Source organism: Aeromicrobium sp. NPDC092404, from assembly GCF_040684095.1.
Lineage (GTDB): Bacteria > Actinomycetota > Actinomycetes > Propionibacteriales > Nocardioidaceae > Aeromicrobium.
Genome location: NZ_JBFBFI010000001.1, coordinates 1,231,279 through 1,255,442, shown reverse-complemented (window position 1 = coordinate 1,255,442; position 24,164 = coordinate 1,231,279). Strand labels below are relative to the sequence as shown.

Here is a 24,164-nt window from a genome sequence, read left to right as displayed (position 1 = left end):
GCATGACCCGGACGGCGGCGTGGCGGCCGCTGCTGCTGGTGTCCGGGGCGGTCGGCCTGCTCCTGCTGGCGTTCGCCGGTCGCTACGGCTACCACCGCGACGAGCTCTACTTCCTCGTCGCGGGGGAGCACCCGGCGTTCGGCTACGTCGACCAGCCGCCGCTGGTCCCGCTCCTGGCACAGCTCATGCACACGCTCGGCGGCGGTTCGTTGGTCGTGCTGCGGGCGCCGTCGGCGATCGCCGCCGCCTTGGTCGTGCTGCTCACCGGCCTGATCGCGCACGAGCTCGGCGCGACGCGACGGGCTCAGGTGCTGGCGGCCGGCTGCATGGGGGCGGGCGCGGTCACGTACGCCGTCGGGCACCTGATGTCCACGTCGACCTTCGACCTGCTGGCCTGGACCCTGCTGAGCTACCTGCTGGTGCGAGCGGTGCGTGACGACGGTCGGATCTGGCTGTGGGCCGGGCTCGTCGCCGGGATCGGCATGCAGGTCAAGATCCTGATGGCGTTCTTCCTCGTCGGGCTCGCCGCAGGTTTGCTGATCAGCGGACCGCGCGCGGTCCTGCGTTCGCGGTGGCTGTGGGGCGGCGTGGCGATCGCCGTGGCCATCGCGGCGCCGCACGCGATCTGGCAGGCGGTCAACGGGTGGCCCCAGCTCGACCTCGCCGAGGCGATCGCCGACGGCGGTTCGGCCTCCAGCGAGCCGCGCTGGGCCTATGTGCCGTTCCAGCTGGTGCTGGTCAGTCCCTTGCTCTTTCCCATCTGGATGGCCGGGCTCTGGCAGCTCTTCCGCTCCGAGGCACTACGCCCGTGGCGGTTCTTCGCGGTTGCGTACGTCGTGCTGGTCGTCGTCTTCGTGGTCACCGGCGGCAAGCCCTACTACCAGGCCGGCTTCTACCCGGTCCTGCTCGCTGCCGGCGCCGCCCCCACGCTCGCGTGGGTCGCCCGTCGGCGCTCCCGGTTGCGTGGGGCCGTGGTCGCCGGAGCGCTGGCCGCCGCGGTGGCCTCGTCGGCCTTCCTGTTCCTGCCGATCGTGCCCACGGCGCAGCTCCAAGGCTCTCCGATCGTCGAGGTCAACTCCGACGCCGGCGAGACCGTCGGCTGGCCCCGCTTCGCCGACTCAGTGGCCGATGTCGTCGACGCCAACACCGAGGGTGGCGTGCAGCCCGTGGTGCTCACGGGCAACTACGGCGAGGCCGGAGCGGTCCTGCGCCACCGTCCCGACGTCGCGGAGGTGCACAGCGGCCACAACTCGTTCTGGACGTGGGGGCCGCCGCCGGCCGACACCGAGGTGGTCGTGGCGGTCGGCATCCGCCGGACCCAGCTCGAGAGGTGGTTCGGCGACGTCCGCAGGGCCGGCACGATCGACAACGGGCTCGGACTGGACAACGACGAGCAGGGCACGCCGATCTGGGTCTGCACGTCACCTCTGCGGTCCTGGCCCGATCTGTGGCCCGAGGTGCGGCACCTCAACTAGTCAGCGGTGGATCGGCAACCGAATGGCGCCGCATTCGGTTGCCGATCCACCGCCGGCGCCGCAGAAGGTTGCCGATCCACCGGCCCGCGGGTGAGCCGGCTGTGGATGCGCGTCGGGTGTCGGGCCGGAGCGCGACTAGCCTTGCGCCATGCCCTCCACCCCTGACGTCCGCGCGGTCCTGCACGCCGCGGTCGAGGCAGTCGGGGGAGAGGACCGGCCGGGCCAGATCGAGATGGCCGAGGCCGTCCAGCACGCCCTCGAGACCGGGGACCACCTGCTCGTGCAGGCCGGCACCGGCACCGGCAAGTCCCTCGGCTACCTCGTCCCGAGCCTCCTGCACGGCAAGCGCGTCGTCGTCGCGACCGCGACGCTCAACCTGCAGCACCAGCTCGTCGAGCGCGACATCCCCGCCCTCAAGGACGCTGCCCGGGCCACGCTTGACGCCGTCCCGCACCACGCCGTCGTCAAGGGTCGCGGCAACTACGCCTGCCTGCACCGCATCCGCGAAGGGGCGCCGGACGACCAGGGGACCCTCGTCGAGGTGCCCGAGGGGTCACTCGGTGCGGAGGTTCTCGAGCTGCGCGAGTGGGCCGAGGAGCAGGCCGAGGGCGGCCACATGGCCGATCGTGACTCCGCCCCGGCGCACACCGAGCGCGCCTGGCGACAGGTCAGCGTCAACCACCGCGAGTGCCTCGGGGCCTCGCGCTGCGCCCACGCCCTCGAGTGCTTCGCCGAGCGGGCCCGCGAGGACGCGCACACCGCCCAGCTCGTCGTCACCAATCACGCGCTGCTGGCAATCGACGCGATCGATGGAGTGCCGATGCTGCCGGAGTACGACGCGGTGGTCGTCGACGAGGCCCACGAGCTCGCCGCGCGGGTGACCCAGGCATCGACCGACGAGCTCGACCCCGTCGTGGTCGAGCGTGCGGCCCGCCGGGCGCGTGCGCAGGTCGAGGGCAAGGAGGCCGACGACCTCACCGACGCCTCCGACGCGCTCGCTGACGTCCTGGCTCGCACCGAGGAGGGCCGCATCGACGACCCACCGCAGCCGCTGCGCGAGGTGCTGGCCTTCGTGCGGGACACGGCGCGTGCGTGCCTCTCGGCGTTCCCCAAGGACAAGGACAAGGGCGAGCCCGACCCCGCCCGGCAGCAGTCGCGCGGCATGGTCGACGACGTCCGCAAGATCGCCGAGCGCATGGCCGCCAAGGCCGAGACCGAGGTGCTCTGGATGAGCGACAACCGGGGCAACAAGCAGCTGCACATCGCGCCGATCGACGTCTCGGCAAGCCTCCGCGACAAGCTCTTCAGCGACAAGACCGTGGTGCTCACCAGTGCGACGCTCAAGCTGGGTGGCGGCTTCGACCCCGTGGCCCGGTCGCTCGGCCTCGAGCCCGGCGACGACTCGTGGAGCTCGCTCGACGTCGGGTCGCCGTTCGACTACCGCAAGCAGGGCATGCTCTATGTCGCTCGCGATCTTCCGCTGCCGGGCCGCGACGGTCTCGAGGAGGCGCAGCTCGCGGAGATCACGGCGCTCGTCGAGGCGGCCGGCGGACGTACGCTCGGCCTCTTCTCGTCACGACGGGCCGCCGAGAAGGCCGCCGAAGAGGTCCGTACGAGACTGCCGGACATCGACATCTGGTGCCAAGGCGATGCGCAGCTGCCCGAGCTCGCGCGCCGGTTCGCCGAGACGCCGAGCACGTGCCTGTTCGGCACGCTGAGCCTGTGGCAAGGCGTCGACCTGCCGGGCGACACCTGCCAGCTGGTGATCATCGACCGGGTGCCGTTCCCGCGGCCGGACGACCCGTTGATGAGTGCCCGCCAACGGCTCGTCGAGAAGCGCGGCGGCAACGGCTTCATGAGCGTCGCCGCGAGCCACGCCGCACTTCTGCTGGCCCAGGGCACGGGGCGGCTGATCCGTCGCGCGACCGACAAGGGGGTCGTCGCGATCCTCGACCCGCGCATCGTCACCGCCCGCTACGGCTCGTTCCTGGCCGCCTCGTTGCCGGACATGTGGCGCACCACCGACCGCGACGTGGCGCTCGGCGCCCTGCGGCGACTGGACGATGCGGCGAATGCGATTCCGACGCCTGAAGTTTGATAACCTGTCGCAGATTGTCTTCTGCTGCCAAGCCCCGGGGATTCCATGAAGTTGCGCCTCACTGCTCTGCTGTTCGCCATCCCCGCGCTGGTCGCCGGACTGCTGGTGACCTCCCCGGCCGAGGCGGCGAGCAACAACGCATCCGTGCGCACCAAGTCCATCGCGGTCTACCCGTCGGGCACGGTCGGCGCCGGCAAGGTGCTGGTGAAGTGCAGCTCCAGCCAGACGTGCAAGGGCACGCTGCAGTTCACCGACGACACCGGCAACCCCTACAAGCGCTCCTACTCGGTCCGAGGCCGCTCGTCGGCGTACGTGACGGTGCTGATGCACAAGTCCGCGCCGATGTACCCCTACACGACGGCCAACAGCGTCGACCGCGGTGACTACCGCGACGTCCGCAACGTCCGGCTCACGATCAACGAGAGCTCGCCGTCGAACTCCAAGCCCCGCACCTACACCGACATCATCACCGAGACCAAGCTGACCAAGCAGCAGATCTCCGGCACCGTGGCCTCGGTCGGCGGGTCCGGCAACATGAGTGACCTGCGGGTCGAGCTGGTCCGCGTGGTGCGCGGCGGCAACACCCAGCTGGTGGGGTCGCGCGACGTCACCGAGGGCGGCAGCTACTCGTTCGACGTGGCTCTCGGCGTCAACAACGCGCCCTCCAGCGTCTACCGGGTCAAGATCCGCGGCGTGGACAAGGACGACGAGGCCCGCTCGTGGTACTACCGCGGCGCCGACGGCACGCCCGCCGGTGGCGGTCGCTATCTCCGTGACGCGACGCCGGTCCAGGCCCGCAAGGCCGGCAACTACGACGCCCACTTCCGCTACGCCTCGATCTTGGGCAATGCGATCGCCAACGCGCAGGTCACCATCGCCGCCCCGCCGCCGTCCTTCTCGGGCAACTCGCTCTCGCTGCGCGAGCTCGACTACCCGCGTTGCGCCGACGTCTTCGGACACACCACGGCGAGCGGCACCGGCGCCTACCGCGTCGACTTCCTCCCGGCGACGACCAGCACCAACAACCGCTACATGGTCGGCCTGAAGTCGCCCGGCGGCTCCGTCGAGGTCTGGTACGGCGAAGGCAGCACGCCCTACGGCAGCTGCTACGACGCCACCAAGTACGCGTACTCCAAGGGCAACCTCCTCACGCTCGCCAGCTCGAGGAACCTCGGCAGCCAGCAGGTCCGGAGCAGCAACCTCAACATGACGGTCCAGGCCAAGTACTCCTCGCGCTTCAAGCCCACGGCCTCCGACCGCTGGATCCGCATCCGCGAGAAGGTCCCGGGCGTCCAGATCCTCGACGCACCGGTCGTCGCCGAGCTCCAGGCCGGCAGCTCCAACTCGCGCCTGTTCACCGATCTCCCGCAGGGCACCTTCTGGATCGAGGTCGGCCGCCAGACCGGCTGCTCGGACTGGTACGCCAGCCGTTACCCCGACAACCGGGCCTACTTCAGCGGACCCGACCGTGGTGCCGAGCGCTGGAAGACGGTCTCGGGCAAGTACGCCGAGTACCAGAAGTCGTACGACATGGGGTTCAAGCCCAAGACGCCGCCGAGCGGCTACAAGGGCTGGATGTACCGCGCCTACTGCAAGGCCTACGGCACGGGCGTCTACACCTACCGGTCGACCAGCGGCTACGACAACAACTACGAGGCCAACATGGCCACCAACGGCAAGGGCGCCATCGTCAAGGGCCGCGTCAGCCGCTCGGGTGGCCGGACCAACAAGGAGATGCTCGTCCGCCTGTCGTCCACCGACGGCAAGCGGGTGCTCCGCACGGACTACACCGACAGCAGCGGCAACTTCTACATCGCGGGTCTGCCCTCGGGCAACTGGACCATCTCGGTCAACTCCGACTCGTGGCGTGGCATCGGTCGTACGTTCACCGGCAAGCACTCGATCCGGGTGTCGGCCGGCGGCACCTACAGCGCCGGGACCCTCCGCTTCAAGGGCTAGCACCGCTCTGACAGGCTGCTCGTCATGACTGTCCTCGTCACCGGCGGCGCCGGCTACATCGGCTCGCACATCGTCCGGGCCTTCCGCCTGGCCGGTCTCGACTGCGTCGTCGTCGACGACCTCTCGAGCGGGCATCGGGAGTTCGTGCCGGACGAGGTCGAGCTGATCGACACCAACATCCTCGACAGCACGCTCGTCGCCAAGGCGATGGTCGAGCACGAGGTCGAGGCGGTCGTGCACCTCGCGGGGTTCAAGTACGCCGGGGTGTCCGTGCAGCGGCCCCTGCACACGTACGAGCAGAACGTGCAGGGCACCGTCAGCCTGCTGCAGGCGATGCACGAGGCCGACGTCGACAAGATCGTGTTCTCCTCGAGCGCAGCCGTCTACGGCACGCCCGACGTCGACATCGTCACCGAGGCGACCACGACGGCGCCGGAGTCGCCCTACGGCGAGAGCAAGCTGATCGGTGAGTGGCTGCTGCGGGATGCCGAGCGGGCGTTCCCGATGCACCACACGTCACTGCGCTACTTCAACGTCGTCGGGTCCGCCGTCCCCGATCTCTACGACACCAGCCCGCACAACCTCTTCCCGCTGGTCATCGAGGCGCTGCTGGAGGGACGTACGCCGCGGATCTTCGGCGACGACTACCCGACACCCGACGGCACGTGCGTCCGCGACTACATCCACGTCGCGGACCTCGCCGACGCACACGTCGTCGCCGCGCAGAAGCTGCTCGCCGGCGAGCGCCTGGAGCCGGTCTACAACCTGGGCAGCGGCGACGGGGTGTCGGTGCGCGAGATCATGACTGCGGTCGCCGCGGCGACGGGCATCGACTTCGAGCCCGAGGTCGTCGAGCGCCGGCCCGGCGACCCGGCGCGCATCGTGGCGTCGGGCGAGCTGGCCCAGCGTGACCTCGACTGGGCGATGCGGCACTCGTTGGCCGACATGGTCAGCAGCGCGTGGAACGCGCGGCAGAACCACCCGGTCTGAGCAGGACGACGCCGGTCAGACCTTGCGCAGGACCGCCGTGACGATGCCGAGGATCGTGGCGTGGTTGCCGTCGATCGGGTCGTACGCCTCGTTGTGCGGCAGCAGCCAGACCTGGCCGTCCTTGCGCTGGAAGGTCTTGACCGTGGCCTCGCCATCGAGCAGCGCCGCGACGATGTCGCCGTTGTTGGCGGTCTGCTCCTGCCGGATCACGACGTAGTCGCCGTTGCAGATCGCGGCATCGATCATCGAGTCGCCGGACACCTCGAGCAGGAACAGCGTGCCGTCGCCGACGAGCGACTTGGGCAGCGGGAAGACCTCCTCGACCTGCTCGGTGGCCAGGATCGGGCCACCGGCGGCGATGCGGCCGACCAGCGGGACGTTGGTGGCCTGGGGGAGGGCGTCGCCGATGCCCGTCTCGTCGAACGTGCTCTCGACGGCGGCGCCCATCGAGCGGCGGGCGGCCATGACGTCGGGCAGGAAGATCTCGAGGGCGCGAGGCCGGTTGGGATCGCGCTTGACGTAGCCGAGTGCCTCGAGGGCGCGCAGCTGGTGCGCGACGGACGACGTGCTGGTCAGGCCGACGGCCGCGCCGATCTCGCGCATGCTCGGCGGGTAGCCGCGCTTCTCGATCTCGTCGCGCAGGAACTCCAGCACCTTGCGCTGTCGCGCGGTGAGCCCGGTGGCGTCGGCGGGCCCGTCGGGGAGCTCGGTGACTTCGGCGTTGCGGTCGTCGGTCATGCGGGCAGCGTAACCCGGATCGAGCGGTCAGTTCAAACATATGTTCGATGGCGTGTCGCGGCGCGTCACGTCTAGGTTGGGGCGGTGCCGAAGCCCCTCGTGAAGCCCGGAAAGCCCCGTTCTGCCGTCGTCACCGGTGCCGGGAGGGGCATCGGAAGGGCCATAGCGGCCGAGCTGGTGGGCCGTGGGTTCGAGGTCGTGGTCACCGATCTTGACGGCGCAGCTGCGGAGATCGCCGCCAAGGAGATCGGCGCGGTGCTGGGGCTCGCCCTCGACGTGACGGACCCCGAGGCCAACCGTGACATCGCGGCACGGGCCAGGGAGATCGCGCCGCTGGGTGCCTGGGTCTGCAACGCCGGTGTCCTGGCCGAGGGTGACCTGACGACGCTGTCGGTCGGCCAGGTCCGCGCGATGGTCGAGGTCAACGTGCTCGGCGTGATGTGGGGCGTACGGGCAGCGGCCGACGCCTTTCGTGACCAGAGCGACGCGACCGGGGGAGACATCGGCATCCTCGCGTCGCTCAGCTCGCATGCGCCGGTGCCGGGTCTCAGCGTCTACGCCGCGAGCAAGGCAGCCGTGCTCTCCTTGACCACGTCGCTCGCGTCCGAGCTGCACCGCGACCGGGTCAGGGTTCACGCGGTGTGCCCCGACGGCGTCGACACCGCGATGGTCCAGACGATGGACGCTGACGGTGACGTGCGTGCGGCCCTCGCTGCGGGCGTGCTGCTCACGCCGGCGCAGGTCGCGCGCGAGCTGGTCGACATGTTCGGCACTGGCCGGGTCTACCGGACGCTGCCGGCCTGGCGCGGCGTCGTCGCGCGTACGGCTTCGATGGCCCCGCGCGCAGCGGTGCACGTCGACCCGTGGGTGCGGCGGCTGGGGGCCCGCCGGCTCAAGAAGGCCGGCAAGCGCTGACTCAGCGCCGGCGCGTCTTGCGGGTGAACAGCGAACGGAGGCGGGACGTGGGCTCCGGCGTGGGCTCCGGCTCGTGGACGACCTCGGCGGGCACGGTCTCGCCCTCCACCTCCGCGGTGCGCCACTCGGCGATCTCCGAGTCCTCCTCGACGGTCTCCTCGGTCACCACCTCCTCGCGAACGGCCTCGACGCAGGCGCCGAGCAGGATCGCGAACAGGCCGATCCAGAGCCACAGCAGCAGGACGACGACACCGGCGAGCGCGCCGTACGTCTTGCCGTAGCTGCCGAAGTTGTCGACGTACAGCGAGAACCCCACCGACACGAGCAGCCACAGGGCCGTGGCCACGAGGACGCCCTTGGAGACCAGCGGTGACCGGGGGGTGCGGTTGGGTGCGAGCCTGAACAGTATGCCGATGCCGACCGTGACCGCCGCGAGCAGCAGGATCCAGCGGCCGGCCTCGAAGGCCGCGCGCACGCCCGGCACGATGTCGACCTTGTCGAGCACCGCGGGAGCCACGGCCACGAGACCGACGACGAGCACGACGAAGACGATCGCGCCGAGGGTCAGGAGGAGGGCCAGCGCCTTGCGCTTGATGAAGCTGCGCGTCTCGGCGAGACCGAACATCGCGTTGATCGCGGTGATGAGGTTGCCGACCCCGCCGGCGGCACCGTAGATCGCCAGCACGAGCGCGATCGCCAGGCCCAGGCCGAGGGAGTCGGTGGACGTCCCGATCAGCGCGTCCATCTGACCGGTGACGACGGACGCGGCATCGGCGGGCAGCGCCTCGGCGATGTCGCTGGACTGCTTGGCGACGGTCTCCGGCGAGGCCACCAGCCCGTACGTCATGATCGCCGCGATCATGGCCGGGAACAGCGAGAGGAAGGCGTAGAACGCGACGCCCGCGGCCAGCAGCGGAGCCTGCCGGGCCGACCCCTGCTTCCACGCGGTCTTGACGCTGGCGAGCCGAGAAGTCATGCACCGACCGTATGCCCGGAGCACGTGCTTCGCGCGATGAGCGCGGCGGCATGACGGAAGACACACTCGAATCTGACGACGACTTTCCACTGGAATTGCAGTGACCCTGCGCCCTTGATCGAAATTGTGTTCGACAGGTGCTTCCTTTTGTCAGAGGCGTCCCCTATCGTCGTACATGTGTTCGATCGAACGCCTGTTCGCACCATCGAATGACATCGAGAACAGCGTTTGATCGACCACACCACAGCTTCACATCAGCCCTCACTTCCCCCTCGGAGGCCATCATGAGCAGCATCGCCATCAACCGTCACGACCACGGCGCTCGTCCCGTTCGCCACCTTCGTGCCGTGCCCGCCGCACAGCCCGCCCCGCGCGTCCGACTGACCCGCCGTGGCAAGGCCGTCGTCCTGGCCATCGCCGTCGCGGTGATCGCCATGCTCGTGGTCCTGTTCGGCTCGTCGTCGTTCGCCGGTGACCAGGCCGGATCGGCGCCCGAGACGACCTCGGTCCGGGTACTGCCCGGCCAGACCTTGTGGCAGATCGCCGCCGAGGCCAACCCCAACGGCGACATCCGCAAGACGGTCGACGAGATCGTGCGGCTCAACTCTCTTCCGAACGCCTCGGCACTGCAGCTGGGCTCGGAGATCGCGGTGCCGGTCTACAGCTAGACCCACCATCGCAACACCCACCGACGTCCGCGGTGCACCTTGGGGAAGGGGTGCCGCGGACGTCGGTGTCTTGTCGGGGCGTCGGCCGTTGACCCGGGGGAGCGGCACCTGTTTGACTGCTCCTTCCGCCTGTCGGCGAAAGCCTGACGCGATCTCGAGGGGATCCACGTGACTCTGCCCGTACGCCGTGCGCTTGCCGCCGTCTGCGCCACCGCGATGACGGGCGGCGTCCTGAGTGCCTGCACGTCCGGGCCTCCCGATCCTGACCAGGCCGCCGAAGCGCTGGCCAAGGGCCTGACGAAGCAGGACCTCAAGGGCGTCGAGGTGGTCGACGGCGGACGCGTCCCGCAGGAGGACCTCGAGCGCATCGTCAAGGGGATGGGCTCCGCTCGAGCCAAGGTCACCGTCGGCGAGATCGAGCAGGACGACGAGCAGGCCACGGCAACGCTCAAGACGACGTGGGCGTTCAAGGGCACCGACTGGACCTACACGACGCCGGCCAGGCTGGCCTACGAGGACGACGAGTGGCGGGTGAGGTGGAGCCCGGCGATCGTCGCCCCGCGTCTGAAGGCCGACGAGAGGCTCGGGATGCGCACAGCGCCCGGCGACCGCGGCGACATCCTCGGAGCCGGCGGTGAGGCGCTCGTCATCGAGCGGCGGGTCGAGCGCATCGGCATCGACAAGTCGCGGATCTCGCCGGACGAGGCTGCAGACTCCGCGCGTGCGCTGGCGCAGGTGCTCGACATCGACGCCGATCGCTACGTCAAGGCGGTCGAGGCGGCCGGCCCGCAGGCGTTCGTCGTGGCTCTGGTCGTGCGGGCCGACTCCGACGACACGCTCAGCCGTGACCAGCTCGCGGCGATCCCGGGGGCGGTGCAGCTCGGGGCGGAGATCCCGCTCGGCCCGACGAAGGGGTTCGGCCAGCCGCTTCTCGGCGCCGTCGGCGAGGCCACGGCCGAGATCGTGGCGAAGTCCAAGGGCTCGGTCGAGGCGGGCGATCTGGTCGGACTGTCAGGACTGCAGCAGCGCTACGACAGCAGGCTCCGCGGCTCGCCCGGGGTGACGGTCGTCGCCGGGAGCGAGTCCGCCACCCGCGAGCTGTTCAAGAGCTCGCCCCGGGCAGGCAAGGCGCTGCGCACCTCGATCGACCTGGACCTGCAGGGCGCGGCTGACGAGATCCTGGCTGACGTGAAGCCGGCCAGCGCGATCGTGGCGATCCGGCCGTCCTCGGGCAAGATCGTGGCGCTCGCGAGCGGTCCGGGCGGCAAGGGCGCCGACACCGCCGCGACCGGGCACTACGCGCCGGGCTCGACGTTCAAGCTGGTCACCGCGCTGACCTTCCTGCGGAACGGCTTGAAGCCGGCCACCACCGTGCCCTGCACCCCGACCGTCACGGTCGACGGTCGCCGGTTCAAGAACTACTCGGACTATCCCGCCGGCGCGATCGGCGACATCCCGCTGGGCGCCGCGATCGCCAACTCGTGCAACACCGCGCTGATCGCGACCCGCGACAAGGCGCCCCAGGACGAGCTGGCCGGCGCCGCGGCAGCGCTCGGCCTCGGTCCGGACCTCGATCTCGGCTTCCCGGCCTACCTCGGGTCCGTGCCCACCACCGCTGAGGGCACCGAACGCGCCGCCTCGATGATCGGTCAGGGCAAGATCGAGGCCTCGCCGCTGTCGATGGCCGTCGTCGCAGCCTCGATCACCAAGGGCTCCAGGGTCACGCCGACGTTGCTGGACCACCAGCCCACCAAGCCCGCGGCGGAGGCGGCAGACCCGCTCAGCAAGGTCGAGGCGAAGCAGCTCCAGGAGCTGTTCCGCGGGGTCGTCACCGGCGGCAGTGGCGCGTTCCTGTCGGACGTACCCGGTGATCCGGTCTCGGCCAAGACCGGCACCGCCGAGTACGGCAACGACAACCCCCTGCGTACGCACGCGTGGATGATCGCCAGCCAGGGAGATCTCGCGGTCGCGGTGTTCGTCGAGGACGGCGAGTCCGGTTCGCAGACCGCCGGCCCGCTGCTCGAGGACTTCCTCCGCAGCGTCCAGTGACGACCGCTCCTCGAGCTGGTCGAATGGACAACCGGCACAATGAGCACATGCGCATTCACGTGGTCGCGGACGAGGCCGACAAGGACGGTGGCCATTTCCACGAGCGGCTGCTCCTGGTCGGTGCCGAGCTGATCGAGCTCGACCGTGACGACCTGCCGGCGTATGGCGCCATCGGCGACACCGACCTGATCTTCCTGCTCGGCTCCGACAAGGCGGCCCACGAGCCCAAGTGGAAGGACGCCGTCGAGGCGGAGTCGCAGCTCGTACGCTCCGCGCTGCGAGCCGGCACCCCGGTGATGGGCATCTGCTACGGCGCCCAGCTCATGGCCCGCGCCCTCGGCGGCACGTCGTGGCGCGCCGACGCTCCGGAGCTCGGCTGGCAGCGCGTCGACACGACCGATCCGATCCTGTGCCCCGAGGGACCGTGGGGGCAGATGCACAAGGACGTGTTCGCGCCCGGTCAGACGTCGAAGGTCATCGGCACGTCGTGGCGCGGGCCGCAGTGCATCATCGACGAGGCGCACGGTGCGCGCGCGATCGCGTGGCAGTTCCACCCCGAGGTCACCGCGACGACGTACGAGCGGTGGGTGCTGGAGGGCTACTACGGGGACGCCGGCGTCGACACCAAGGAGCTCATCCGGCAGGCGCACGCCAACGCAGCCTCCAGCCGCAACCGGGCCCACGCGCTGGTCGACTCGGCGCTGACCTACCTGCGGGTCGGCACGTGAAGGGCCGCCCGAGCGGGTTCGAGTGGGTGGTGCGCGGCAAGGAGGTCGTCATCTCCCACCACGGGCGAGTGGCGACGGTGCTGCGCGGTGAGAAGGCGCGGGCGTTCGTCCAGGAGGCCGAGACCAGCGACGCGCAGCTGCTGATGGCGCGGCTGACCGGCAACTACAAGCGCGGCAACGAGCGCATGTCCAGGCAGCACCCCCGCAACCGCTGACTCACCCGTTCGCGATCGCCCGCCACTCGTCGAGGCGCTGCGCGATGAGGGCTGAACGGCGTTCAGCGTCGTTCGCGTCGAGCACCGCCAGGTCGGCAGGATCTGCCCGCACGTAGACCCCGGACGTACGCTCGTTGAGCGTCACGTCGTTGCCGGACCGGGTGACCCAGAACCCCGCGGCACGATCAGCGCTCTCGATGCGGATCTCGGCATCGCCCTCCAGCTGGGGAGCCTTCGGGTCGCGCGGGCGCTCGCCCTTCCAGAAGTAGCGGATGCCGGCCGGGTCCTTGGTCTCCCGCGCGGCCTCGCTCCAGTAGCGCACAGAGAGGGTGCCGTCCTCCTGCCACCCGCGGCCGTTGACCTCGAGCGCTCCGGAGCGGTCGCGGGAGACCCGCAGCAGGCTCACCGCCGATGGCTCGTCGGCGTTGCGGGCGGTGAGGGAGTACTGCCACCACAGGCCCTCGATCGACGACGTACGACTCTCGAGCGCGACCTCGATCGCCTTGCGCAGCTTCTGGTTGATGGTCCGGGTCTCGGCGGGCGTCGTCGGCACGTCGTAGCGGATGCACGTCAGGCCCAGCAGGTCGCTCGGCAGCTTGGCGCCGTTGGCGTGCAGGATGAACGTCCGCCGCATGCCGAGGACGCCGCCGAACAGCCCGGCCTCGAACACGACGTTGTCCCGCGGCGATGCCTGCGCCGGTGCGGGTGTGTCGTTGGCGGTCCAGTCGTCCTGGGCGAACACGAACGCGGCGAAGTCGACCTCGTGCGTCAGCTCGACGAGCCGTTCAAGCGTCGACGTGCCGGGGTTGAAGACCGTGGTCCACGGCTCGACCTCGGCCACCTCCTGCAGCCCGCGGGTCAAGGCCTGTAACAGCTTCTCCTGCTTGCCGGAGGAGCCGAGAAAGATCCGAGGCTTGCTCATCCCGTCATCCTAGAGCCGCCGGAGCCCCCAGTTTTTGAAGAGTTGCGGACCACATTCGGCCGGTTCGTGGGCCCCAACGCTTCAAAAGTTGTCGGAAGACCACCCCAGAACGTCACGAAGCCCCGGCGGACCTGGGAATCGCCGGGGCTTCGCCTCAGTGAGGTCTAGTCAGTGACGTCAGCGGCGTCGCTGGCCTGGATGGCGGCCTCGGCCTCGGAGGTCGCGCCCTCCGTCGACAGCGCGCCGCCGGAGTTCTCCAGGTGCGCGCGGACGAACCAGTGGAACAGCTCGAGCTGCTTGGCCTGGCCGATGATCATGTCCTCGGTGACCGGGTCGATCTCCGAGACGGCTTCCTGCACCTTGCGGTGGTCAGCGATCAGGCGGACGTACACCTCGTCGAGCGCACCGAGGTGCTCGTTGGTGGTGGCGCGCTGCAGCGAGTAGTCGTCCCAGCTGCGGCCCTTGACGATGGCGCCGGGCGTGCCCAGGGGAGAGGCGCCGAGGGTCGCGATGCGCTCCGCGGTCTCGTCGACCATCGCGATGACCTCGTCGACGTGCGGGTCGATCATCTCGTGAACCGCGATGAAGTGCGGGCCGACGACGTTCCAGTGCACGTGCTTCAGGGTCAGGTGCAGGTCGATCAGCGCGTTGAGGCGCTCCTGCAGGATGCCGGCGAGCTTCTCGCCCTCGTCGGTGGTGAGTCCGGGAATCGTGTACTTGGGTGAAGTAGGCATGTTCGTCTCGTACCCACCTCGCTCGCGGCTACACGGAGGCGTACGCCACGCCGCCGCCGCGAATTTCGGTCTGCACGATCTCAGAACCGTGCATAGCGTTGAAGGCATGAAGAGCATCAATCGTCAGTTCACCGTCGACAAGCCGGCCCGCCTGGTGTGGGACTACCTCTCGGACTTCCGCAGCACGAACGACTGGGATCCCGGCACCAAGCAGACGACCCGCGAGTCAGGCGACGGGGGAGTCGGCACGGTCTACAAGAACGTGTCGGAGTTCGCCGGCAACGAGGTCGAGATCACCTACACCGTCACCGACGTCACGCCAGGCAGCTCGATCACCCTCGCAGGCGAGAGCAAGTCGTTCACCTCGACCGACACCATCACCGTCGAGGGCTCCGAGACCCAGACTCAGGTCACGTACGTCGCGGAGTTCGACTTCCACGGCCTCGCCAAGCTGGCCGAGCCCTTCGCTGGCCCGCCGCTCAAGAAGCTCGGCAGCGATGCCGAGGAGCAGATGCTGCGCGAGCTCAAGAAGATCTGAGCCGTACGCCCTGACCGGCCCGCGAGCACGTCGGCATACGGTGGCTGCATGGCCCTGATCGTGTGTCCGTTGTGCGTCCGCGAGGACGACGTCGTGGTGCTGCGCACCCTGCCCGACGGGCGCAAGGAGGCCGAGTGCACCGACTGCAAGTTCACGTTCCCGTTCGGCTCGCCCACGCCTGAGGCCAAGCCCGCGGCCCGTGCCCGTACGACTCGCAGCGCCCCGCGCAAGGCCAGCACCGTGGTCGCACCGCGCCCCATCGCGTACGTCGAGCCGCAGTTCCCCAAGGCCGCTGCCGTCGATGCCGGTGCGGTGGCACGGGTCGAGGCCCTCAGGCAGGAGTTCCTGCAGAACCCGTACGAGCCGGACCCGATCGTGGCGCGGCACTGGGCGAAGTTCCGCTGGGTGTTCTCCGCCGACGGCATCGACAAGGCGACGATCTACGACCTCAAGCTGTTCGCCGACGACCCGACCGGGATGAGCACGGGGGACCCGACCGAGTTCGACAAGGCGTGGGTCCTGCTCGGCGAGCTCGAGGGCGCCCGCCGCGTGCGCGCCGCGACCAACCACCTCCTGCGCGGGCCGGGGGAGCTCGAGGACCGGCTGAGCAACCTCGTCGACCAGGGCTTCGCGTTCTCGATGCCCGGTTGGGGCGAGGCGCTGCTGACCAAGCAGCTCGCGGTGTCCGACCCCGACCGGTTCCTGCCGATCCCGACGTACGCCGACAAGCGCGCGCTCGTCTCCGGCCTGTTCGGCCTCGAGCTGCCCGACACCGATCTCACGGCGCTGACGATCGGCCGGGTCGGAGTGTGGAGCAACGACCTGCTGGTCGACGTGCTGGGCGACGGATTCGCCGACCTCCATCACGCCGCCGGGTTCCTCCGCTGGGCGTCCCGCCAGTAGCCCTCCGGGGGCCCTCGACACGCGTGTCGCGTGTGACTGCTGTGACTCGAATTGGCTCTGACCTGCGCCGATGCAACCGGCTGGAAAAAAGTTCGCGGACCTTGCCGAGTTGATTGCAAACCGTCGTACCCCCGGCGTACAGTAACCACTACATCTAGTACTTACACCGATGTAGTTCTCCACATGTGGGTCCACAGAAACCGGGCCTTACGCACAGAGAATGCCCCCACTGCACAGCTCGATCCACAGTTTCGTCCCCAGTCACTGGCACGATCGAGCTCCTCGAACCACCGGAAGGAGAGCACCCATGCACTGCCCGTTCTGCAAGAACACCGACACCAAGGTGCTCGACAGCCGCGTGGCCGACGAGGGCGGAGCGATCCGGCGTCGCCGGGTGTGCTCGGAGTGCGAGAAGCGCTTCACCACGATCGAGCAGATGCAGCTCATGGTCGTCAAGCGGTCCGGTGCCACCGAGCCGTTCGTCCGCGACAAGGCCATCGCCGGAGTCGCCAAGGCGTGCAAGGGTCGCCCGGTCTCGACCGACGACCTGGCCCGTCTGGGTCAGCAGGTCGAGGACTCGCTGCGTGACCGCGGCGCGGCCGAGATCCCCGCGCACGAGGTTGGCATGGCCATCCTCGAGCCCCTCAAGGTGCTCGACGAGGTGGCCTACCTCCGCTTCGCGAGCGTCTACAAGTCGTTCGAGTCCGCCGACGACTTCGCCGCCGAGATCGCGACGCTCATGGTCGCCACGGCCGACGGCGAGCTGGCAGAGGAGTCCCGCAACCGGACTCCCGACACCGGCAGCTGACGAAACATCCGGGGCCCTCAGGTTGTTCTACTGAGTGACCCCGTTGCACCCCAGAACATCTGAAATTGCAGCACACATCCACCGCACACACAGGAGCAGCACGATGACGGAGACAGTCAGCGGGTCCACGGGATCCTCTCGCAAGTCAGGCGCCAAGAAGGGCAACGCCCTCAAGATCCAGCGCGTCTACACGACCGAGGGGGTGCACCCGTACGACGCCGTCACCTGGGAACGTCGCGACGTCGTGCAGACCAACTGGAAGACCGGCGAGAACGTCTTCGAGCAGCGCGGTGTGGAGTTCCCCGACTTCTGGAGCGTCAACGCCTCCACGATCGTCACGACCAAGTACTTCCGTGGCGCCGTCGGCTCCGCCGAGCGTGAGCAGAGCCTCAAGCAGCTCCTCGACCGCGTCGTGCTGACCTACACCCAGGCCGGCCGCGACCACGGCTACTTCGCCACCGAGGATGACGCGACGATCTTCGAGCACGAGCTGACGCACATGCTCCTGCACCAGGTCTTCAGCTTCAACAGCCCGGTGTGGTTCAACGTCGGCACGTCGAGCCCGCAGCAGGTCAGCGCCTGCTTCATCCTCGCGGTGGATGACTCGATGGACTCAATCCTCAACTGGTACAAGGAAGAGGGCCTGATCTTCAAGGGCGGCTCCGGTGCCGGCCTCAACCTGAGCCGCATCCGCTCGTCCAAGGAGCTGCTCCGCTCCTCGGGCGGCACCGCCTCGGGCCCCGTCTCGTTCATGCGCGGCGCCGACGCCTCCGCCGGCACCATCAAGTCCGGTGGCGCCACGCGTCGCGCGGCCAAGATGGTCGTGCTCGACGTCGACCACCCCGACATCCAGGAGTTCGTCGAGACCAAGGCCAAGGAGGAGGACAAGATCCGCGTCCTCCGTGACGCCGGCTACGACATGGACCTCGGCGGCGCCGACATCACGTCGGTCCAGTACCAGAACGCCAACAACTCGATCCGCGTCAACGACGAGTTCATGCGGGCCGTCGAGCAGGGCACCGAGTTCGGGCTCCGCGCCCGTACGACCGGCGAGATCATCGAGACCGTCGACGCCCGCAAGCTGTGGGAGGACATCGCGCACGCCGCCTGGGCGTGTGCCGATCCTGGCATCCAGTACGACGGCACGATCAACGACTGGCACACCTCGCCCGAGGCCGGCCGCATCACGGCGTCCAACCCGTGCTCCGAGTACATGCACCTCGACAACTCGTCGTGCAACCTCGCCAGCCTCAACCTGCTGAAGTTCCTCAAGGACGACGGCTCGTTCGACACCGAGACGTTCGTCAAGGCGACCGAGTTCATCATCACCGCGATGGACATCTCGATCTGCTTCGCGGACTTCCCGACCGAGGCCATCGGCGACACCACGCGCGCCTACCGCCAGCTCGGCATCGGCTTCGCCAACCTCGGCGCGCTGCTCATGGCGTCCGGCCTGGCCTACGACTCCGACGGTGGCCGCGCCCTCGCCGGTGCGATCACGTCGCTGATGACCGGTACGTCCTACCGTCGCTCGGCCGAGCTCGCCGGCGTCGTCGGCCCCTACGACGGCTTCGCCCAGAACGCCTCGGCGCACGAGCGCGTCATGCGCAAGCACCAGGCCGCCAACGACGAGATCCGCACGCTGCACTCGATCGACATCGCGGTGCACCGTGAGGCTGCCAAGCAGTGGAAGCTCAACCTCGAGATCGGCCAGAAGAACGGGTGGCGCAACAGCCAGGCCTCCGTCCTCGCGCCGACCGGCACCATCGGCTTCATGATGGACTGCGACACGACCGGCATCGAGCCGGACTTCTCGCTGGTCAAGTTCAAGAAGCTCGTCGGTGGCGGCTCGATGCAGATCGTCAACCAGACGATCCCGGCAGCCCTCAAGAAGCTCGGCTACACCAACGAGACGATCGAGGCGATCGTCGAGTACATCGCCGACAACGGTCACGTCGTCGACGCGCCCGGCCTCAAGACCGAGCACTACGAGGTGTTCGACACCGCGATGGGTCAGCGCTCCATCAAGCCGATGGGCCACGTGCTGATGATGGCGGCCTGCCAGCCGTTCCTCTCCGGTGCGATCTCCAAGACGGTCAACCTGCCCGAGACCGCCACGGTCGAGGAGATCCAGGACGTCTACTTCCAGGGCTGGAAGCTCGGCCTCAAGGCGCTCGCGGTCTACCGCGACAACTGCAAGGTCGGCCAGCCGCTCAGCGACGGCAAGGAGGCCAAGAGCTCGGGGTCCACGGACACCAAGGTCGAGGTCAAGGAAGTCATCGTCGAGAAGCCGATCCGTCGCCGCCTGCCGAAGTCGCGCCAGTCGATCACGACGTCGTTCTCCGTCGGCGGTGCCGAGGGCTACATGACCTCGGGCGCTCACCCCGACGGCTCGCTCGGCGAGATCTTCATGAAGCTCGGCAAGCAGGGCTCGACCCTCGCCGGCATGATGGACGCCTTCTCGATCGCCATCAGCATCTCGCTGCAGTACGGCGTGCCGCTGGAGACGTTCGTGCAGAAGTTCACCAACATGAAGTTCGAGCCGGCCGGTCTGACCGACGACCCGGACGTCCGCATGAGCCAGTCGATCATGGACTACACGTTCCGCCGCCTGGCCTTGGACTACCTGGACTTCGAGACTCGCTCGGCCCTCGGCATCCACTCGGCCGAGGAGCGCCAGCGCTACCTCGACACGGGTTCGTACGAGCCGATCAACACCGGCGGCACCACCGCCGCCGAGCTCGTCGAGACGGTCGTCGAGCCGGTCGAGGCGGCCACGGTCGAACCGGCCGAGCACGCCACGGCGGGGGAGACCCAGTCGGTCTCCGGCGACAGCCACGAGGCCTCGGCCTCCAAGCCCGCCCCGGCAACGGCTCACACGAGCGCCGAGCTCCTGGAGACCCTCACCGGCTCCGCAGTCGACTCGCCGCTCTGCATGACCTGCGGCACCAAGATGCGCCCCGCCGGCTCCTGCCACGTCTGCGAAGGCTGCGGCAGCACCAGCGGCTGCAGCTGATCAAGCAGTGATGAGGGCGGCGCCCGGACCAACTTTCCTGGCGCCGCCCGATTCTCGACCTACAGCAACAGGGGGCATCTGAATACGGGCCGGCAAAGTCGACTTCGCTGCTAATGGCTCATCCGTTGATAAGCCATGTCGCTTTACCCCCGATGTAGTCGCTTGGGCGCGGACTGTAGTACCCGCCATAACTGCACTTCTTGCACTGAAATTCGGTCATGAGTTCGCCGTTAACCCTAACGTTGAGGGCTGTAACGACTCCCTTGTGCAGTCCGGTCATCGTTCCGGGGCACGTTGGTGATTGCGGCATAAATTGTTGATACCACGGGAGTGCCGGGTGCTCCACCGATTCGAGCGTTCCCATTTTCCAACGGTCTGGAATGCAACGCGCATACTCTCAGAGCGAATTCAGCTCAACTCAGGTTGACTGAGCAGGACGGCCGAGAATTGATCCGCCCGTCAGAGATGAGGAAGATCGTGAACGGATGTTCCACACGGTTCGAGGGCTGGGGCGATGACATCGTGCGGTTCCTGGAGCCGACAGATGGGTACATGCTGGCCAGATTTAATCACCGCGGTGACGACCACGTGTCAGTCTGGTCGATGAATGAGTATCTGCAGAAGGTTGATCTCCTCGTCAATGCGGTCGGGAACTATCGAGGCGATCGAATATTTGGCGTCGATGAGGCCATCGCCGCCCTGGAGATCTCCGCATCCGGAGCTTGGAACCTGCAGCTACTGGAACTGAAGGATCTGCCTACACTGTCCGAAGGACGATCCCAGTTTGTTGGCGACACCGTCATCCGCGCGACAACAGCGGCTGAGCCGTCGGAGGTTGCCTATCTCGCCACGTTCGATGTTCGAAGTGACGAGCATGTCGCTGTGCATGCCTACGCACTCCAGGGCGGTCTGCTGGTCAATGACATTGGTCCTTACCGCGGAACGGTGGTGGTGCCGGCCGGAAGTCAGCTGCTGACAGTCGATGCTGCCGGGCCATGGGAGCTCTCGGTTGAGCGCGGACCAGCCTCGCCCGTCGTGCCGGTGCCGACGCGCTCGATCGAAGCGCCAGATGTTGGCACCGCAACGGGTCTTGCAGCTGAACTAGAGAAGCTGAGGGATTTGCGGGACGCAGGCGTTCTGTCTGAGGCGGAGTTTGAAGAAGCTAAGAGACGCGTCATTTCTAAGTACTAGCAGAGGCGTGCTACTCCCCGCTGCAATCTCCGGCCTTCATTTGGTACAGCACTGGGATCTCAAGGCACACGCCGGAACTCAGCGCGCGGCCGGGTCCATGACACGCTGCACTCGAAGTTGACGGTTTGTCCGCGGATGGGTTCGGACCTCTGATTAGCTAATGGTCCCAATCGCGGGCGGTCATCCGGCCCGGAGCCCATGACGTCAGGAAATATTGCAATGCACGCCGCCGAAACGAACCTGCTGAAACTGCTGCAAGGATCGAAAGTCTTCCTAGTCCCCAACTTTCAGCGACGATACTCATGGCGGAGGGCGGAGTGGGAGCAGCTGTGGGACGACCTGCTGCGGGAGTGTCGTCGAACGCATGACTCCGACGCCCAAGCGTTAGACGGTCACTTCCTGGGCAGCGTGGTGCTCCACCCAGCGCCTGGAGGGGCCTCGGTACTGATGAAGCACTTGGTCGTAGACGGCCAGCAACGGCTGACCACTGTGCTGATCCTCTTGGCGGCAATGCGAGACGTAGGCGAAAGCCTTCAGGTGGAGGGCTGGAATCCCGAGGAGTACAACGTCAAGTATCTCGTCAACGCCTACGACGATACGTACAAGGATCGACTTGTCCCGACGAAGCTGGACAGGAAGGCATACGAGCAGACGGTTCGCCACCGTGTCCCGACGGAGGGGATTGGTCAGGCGTATTCATTCTTCGCGAAGAGCATCAAGGCCGCGGTGAACGATCCGGACGAGGAGGCTCGCATCCCGCTGAAGTTGCTTGCAGACACCCTCCTCCTTCACATGCTCGTCGTGGAGATCAACACGACCCCCGGCGACTCCGTCAACAACATCTTCAACCGGCTCAACTCCAAGGGCATGCAGCTGAGCCCAGCAGACTTGGTTCGAAACGAGCTGCTTCTCAACCTCGACGAGGCGCAGGCGGACGCGGCGTACGAGCAGTTCTGGATGCCGATGGAGGGCAATCTCGTCAAGCTGAAGTCCAACGGCAACCGGGACGACCGAAAGTTTGTGACCTTTCTGTGGGCACGTGAAGTCGTGTTCGAGCCCTCAACGACACAGTCGAGCCTCTTCCTCACGTTCGAGAAGCGCTTCCGCGACGCGCTGCGCGATTTGCCTCCTGCCGATCGTGCTGAAAGGGCAATGGAGATATTCGAAGAGATCCATGCTGATCATTTGCTGTTCGTCCTGATGCAGGACCCCCTCAACGCTGCATACGACAGTTCGCCGGTGGGCAAGCCGCTTCGTCAGGCGCTCGAACGCCTAGGCAGATGGGGTTCGGATCCGTGCATACCGCTCGCGCTTTGGCTGCTCAAGTCGGCTTCTAATGGGTCGATCGAGGAACATGAGGCTGTCTCGGCGATCGACGCGATGCTCAGTTATCTCGTTCGGCGAGCATTGGCTGGCATCCCCACTAACCAGCTAAATCGGCTGATTACTCCCATCGCCAATCAGTTGGCCTCCAGAGGCGACAAGCCACTTCATGCTCGACTCATTGAAATCCTGTCGTTGCCTGGGTATCACTGGCCTAGTGACCCAGAAGTCATGGGAGCTGTTGCGAAGACCCCGTTGTACCTGTCGGCGCGCAAGCAGGTGAACTACTTGCTGACCATGGTCGAGCGCATTCTCGAGCCCCTTGAACAGGTTGACACGTCAACCCTGACGATTGAACACGTCTTGCCCCAGAGCGTTCTGACGACGCCAGGCTGGACCGAGTATTTGGAAGGTTCCAGCGTGCAGCTGGGTGACGCCGTTGCTGTGATTCATACCCTCGGCAATCTGACTCTTGTGGCGGGCCCGTACAACTCAGAAATGAGCAACAGGACCTTTGAGCTGAAACGGACTGAGTTTGGTGAGTCGCCGCTTCGCATCAACAACGTGATCGCGCACCACAGTTCCTGGTTGCCGCAAGACATCGAGGCCCGGTCCTCGGAGTTAGCCGGACTGCTGCTCGCTGCTTTGCCTGGGCCGTCGACAAGCCCGCCCGCCCCGGATCCGATGTCACTTGAAGATGACCAGCTCGACAAGCTTGAAGACATTCTGCAGAGCCTTCCCGACGAGGGTTGGACAACGGAGGTGGCGCTGCAGGAATTTCTCGGGCTAAGCGTTGATGAAGTACGGGCACTGGTGAACCGGCTCGGGCCGGAGGTCGCGCGTCTCGTCAGAGACAAGAGTGGTGGTATCCCAGATTGGTTGACTGCGGACATCGGTGAAGCCGTGCTTTCGCAAACGTTCGAGGCTAGTTCAGTCAAGTACTTTGATGCGGTGAAGTTGGGCAAGTTAAACGAGCGGGGGGAGCAGGTCGCCGACGGAATATTTGACCCTGACGATTCAGAACCTGATGAGACGTCGCCGTGGTGAGCGATCAGCAGCTGCGGCAGCGCGTCGCGCAAGCCCGTTTCTGGAGTTGGCTCTCTCCACTTGGCAACGTTGTGGGAGTAGCTTGCGGCTTGGTTGGGGTTATTACTGATCTCTTCTCTACTGCGGTCCGCGTGACGATCGTTGTCGTGGGCGTAGTGCTCTGGGCGATCGCCTCCGTTGGAGCGGCTCTAGTAGCGCGGGCACAGCGCAGGGATGAAGAAACCATTCATCAATTGAGATCCCGACTAGAGAGTGCTGGTGTGCTCGACCGCGGTTTGCCTGATCACGCCCTTCGGATGATCGCTCCAGTTGTCTTTCGAAACGACACGTCATGGCGACTGACGCTGTTCGTCTTGGAGGCGGAAGGTGACGTCTGGTATCTCCGTCCAAGAATCCGGTGCGCCTCGATCGAGATGTACGAGGCGATGCCTCGGCCGCTCATTTCCGTTGAATCATCCGTCCTGAGAGAGCTAAAGTCTCGTGATCTTCCGGCATTCGGCGAGCAGGGTGACGCGCCTGACCGCGATATCTCGCCCGATGCATGGACCGATTGGCAGGGCGAGTTCATCGCAGACTCCAGCATCGTTAAGTCACTCCGGATGCCAACGCGCAAGTATGCGTGGTGCGCGGCGCGTCAACCCGGGTACAACGGCAGAACTGTCGCGCTGGTAGCCGAGACTATTCAACCGAGTGGGGTGAACACTGACGTGCTCGCATCGAATTTGATGCCGCCGATTTTGGAGATGGTAGCGCGTCTCGTCGACCTCCCAGAGGCTGCTGATCCACAGTTCGAGCCGCAATGAAACCCAAGAGGGTTAGCAGTTCACCTGGCGCCGATTCCGATCTGAGGGAAGACCTCCGGCGAGTGAAC

20 protein-coding genes are annotated in these 24,164 nt (G+C 67.2%); 16 read left to right on the top strand and 4 right to left on the bottom strand.

Annotated elements, in window-relative coordinates:
- Nucleotides 1-2: 2 nt before the first annotated feature.
- The 4 genes from AB0N22_RS06380 (at nucleotide 3) to galE (ending at nucleotide 6,522) form a co-directional block, all read left to right on the top strand.
- The gene (locus AB0N22_RS06380; RefSeq protein ID WP_364637287.1) at nucleotides 3-1,475 is read left to right on the top strand and encodes a glycosyltransferase family 39 protein; all 1,473 of its coding nucleotides are present in this window, start codon (nucleotides 3-5) and stop codon (nucleotides 1,473-1,475) included.
- A 148-nt stretch (nucleotides 1,476-1,623) separates the two neighbouring features.
- Entirely contained in the window at nucleotides 1,624-3,573 is a 1,950-nt protein-coding gene (locus AB0N22_RS06375; RefSeq protein ID WP_364637285.1) for an ATP-dependent DNA helicase, read from the top strand.
- A 45-nt stretch (nucleotides 3,574-3,618) separates the two neighbouring features.
- Entirely contained in the window at nucleotides 3,619-5,532 is a 1,914-nt protein-coding gene (locus AB0N22_RS06370) for a carboxypeptidase-like regulatory domain-containing protein (protein WP_364637283.1), read from the top strand.
- A gap of 24 nt (nucleotides 5,533-5,556) precedes the next feature.
- The gene (gene galE, locus AB0N22_RS06365) at nucleotides 5,557-6,522 is read left to right on the top strand and encodes a UDP-glucose 4-epimerase GalE (RefSeq protein WP_364637281.1); all 966 of its coding nucleotides are present in this window, start codon (nucleotides 5,557-5,559) and stop codon (nucleotides 6,520-6,522) included.
- 15 nt (nucleotides 6,523-6,537) lie between these two features.
- Here galE and lexA read toward each other — a convergent pair whose 3' ends face one another.
- The gene (gene lexA / locus AB0N22_RS06360) at nucleotides 6,538-7,260 is read right to left on the bottom strand and encodes a transcriptional repressor LexA (protein WP_364637279.1); all 723 of its coding nucleotides are present in this window, start codon (nucleotides 7,258-7,260) and stop codon (nucleotides 6,538-6,540) included.
- A gap of 84 nt (nucleotides 7,261-7,344) precedes the next feature.
- On the opposite strand from lexA, the gene AB0N22_RS06355 reads away from it, so the two are divergent.
- Nucleotides 7,345-8,175 (top strand): SDR family oxidoreductase, encoded by an 831-nt coding sequence (locus AB0N22_RS06355; protein WP_364637277.1) that lies wholly within the window; start codon nucleotides 7,345-7,347, stop codon nucleotides 8,173-8,175.
- Nucleotide 8,176: 1 nt separating this feature from the next.
- Here the strand turns inward: AB0N22_RS06355 and AB0N22_RS06350 are convergent, their stop codons facing one another.
- On the bottom strand, nucleotides 8,177-9,151 hold the full coding sequence (locus AB0N22_RS06350; protein ID WP_364637275.1) for a YihY/virulence factor BrkB family protein: 975 nt from the start codon (nucleotides 9,149-9,151) through the stop codon (nucleotides 8,177-8,179).
- A 284-nt stretch (nucleotides 9,152-9,435) separates the two neighbouring features.
- Here AB0N22_RS06350 and AB0N22_RS06345 point away from each other — a divergent pair, with 284 nt between their 5' ends.
- The 4 genes from AB0N22_RS06345 (at nucleotide 9,436) to AB0N22_RS06330 (ending at nucleotide 12,811) form a co-directional block, all read left to right on the top strand.
- A complete protein-coding gene (locus AB0N22_RS06345) occupies nucleotides 9,436-9,819 on the top strand; it encodes a LysM domain-containing protein (RefSeq protein WP_364637273.1) in 384 nt (127 codons plus the stop codon).
- 168 nt (nucleotides 9,820-9,987) lie between these two features.
- Complete coding sequence (locus AB0N22_RS06340) at nucleotides 9,988-11,868, top strand: penicillin-binding transpeptidase domain-containing protein (protein WP_364637271.1); 1,881 nt, start codon at nucleotides 9,988-9,990, stop codon at nucleotides 11,866-11,868.
- A 47-nt stretch (nucleotides 11,869-11,915) separates the two neighbouring features.
- Entirely contained in the window at nucleotides 11,916-12,596 is a 681-nt protein-coding gene (locus AB0N22_RS06335; protein ID WP_364637269.1) for a gamma-glutamyl-gamma-aminobutyrate hydrolase family protein, read from the top strand.
- Nucleotides 12,593-12,811 (top strand): hypothetical protein, encoded by a 219-nt coding sequence (locus AB0N22_RS06330; protein WP_364637267.1) that lies wholly within the window; start codon nucleotides 12,593-12,595, stop codon nucleotides 12,809-12,811. The genes AB0N22_RS06335 and AB0N22_RS06330 overlap by 4 nt, the downstream gene beginning before the upstream one ends.
- A 1-nt stretch (nucleotide 12,812) precedes the next feature.
- Here the strand turns inward: AB0N22_RS06330 and AB0N22_RS06325 are convergent, their stop codons facing one another.
- Both AB0N22_RS06325 and AB0N22_RS06320 read right to left on the bottom strand, forming a co-directional pair.
- Complete coding sequence (locus AB0N22_RS06325) at nucleotides 12,813-13,733, bottom strand: TIR domain-containing protein (protein WP_364637265.1); 921 nt, start codon at nucleotides 13,731-13,733, stop codon at nucleotides 12,813-12,815.
- Between the two features lie 164 nt (nucleotides 13,734-13,897).
- Complete coding sequence (locus AB0N22_RS06320) at nucleotides 13,898-14,467, bottom strand: DNA starvation/stationary phase protection protein (RefSeq protein WP_364637263.1); 570 nt, start codon at nucleotides 14,465-14,467, stop codon at nucleotides 13,898-13,900.
- 106 nt (nucleotides 14,468-14,573) lie between these two features.
- Between AB0N22_RS06320 and AB0N22_RS06315 the strand changes: the two genes are divergently transcribed.
- The 7 genes from AB0N22_RS06315 (at nucleotide 14,574) to AB0N22_RS06285 (ending at nucleotide 24,096) form a co-directional block, all read left to right on the top strand.
- Nucleotides 14,574-15,005: an SRPBCC family protein gene (locus tag AB0N22_RS06315; protein WP_364637261.1), complete on the top strand. Its 432-nt coding sequence runs from the start codon at nucleotides 14,574-14,576 to the stop codon at nucleotides 15,003-15,005.
- Nucleotides 15,006-15,053: 48 nt separating this feature from the next.
- The gene (locus AB0N22_RS06310; protein ID WP_364637259.1) at nucleotides 15,054-15,908 is read left to right on the top strand and encodes a hypothetical protein; all 855 of its coding nucleotides are present in this window, start codon (nucleotides 15,054-15,056) and stop codon (nucleotides 15,906-15,908) included.
- Nucleotides 15,909-16,215: 307 nt separating this feature from the next.
- Entirely contained in the window at nucleotides 16,216-16,716 is a 501-nt protein-coding gene (nrdR, locus tag AB0N22_RS06305; protein ID WP_364637257.1) for a transcriptional regulator NrdR, read from the top strand.
- Between the two features lie 103 nt (nucleotides 16,717-16,819).
- Nucleotides 16,820-19,732, top strand: a complete 2,913-nt coding sequence (locus tag AB0N22_RS06300; protein WP_364637255.1) for a vitamin B12-dependent ribonucleotide reductase — start codon at nucleotides 16,820-16,822, stop codon at nucleotides 19,730-19,732.
- A gap of 465 nt (nucleotides 19,733-20,197) precedes the next feature.
- Nucleotides 20,198-20,923: an SHOCT domain-containing protein gene (locus tag AB0N22_RS06295; RefSeq protein WP_364637254.1), complete on the top strand. Its 726-nt coding sequence runs from the start codon at nucleotides 20,198-20,200 to the stop codon at nucleotides 20,921-20,923.
- A gap of 198 nt (nucleotides 20,924-21,121) precedes the next feature.
- Nucleotides 21,122-23,293, top strand: coding sequence for a DUF262 domain-containing HNH endonuclease family protein (locus AB0N22_RS06290; protein ID WP_364637252.1), 2,172 nt, complete (start codon nucleotides 21,122-21,124; stop codon nucleotides 23,291-23,293).
- Nucleotides 23,290-24,096 (top strand): hypothetical protein, encoded by an 807-nt coding sequence (locus AB0N22_RS06285; protein WP_364637250.1) that lies wholly within the window; start codon nucleotides 23,290-23,292, stop codon nucleotides 24,094-24,096. Before AB0N22_RS06290 ends, AB0N22_RS06285 begins: the two co-directional genes overlap by 4 nt.
- Nucleotides 24,097-24,164 lie beyond the last annotated feature (68 nt).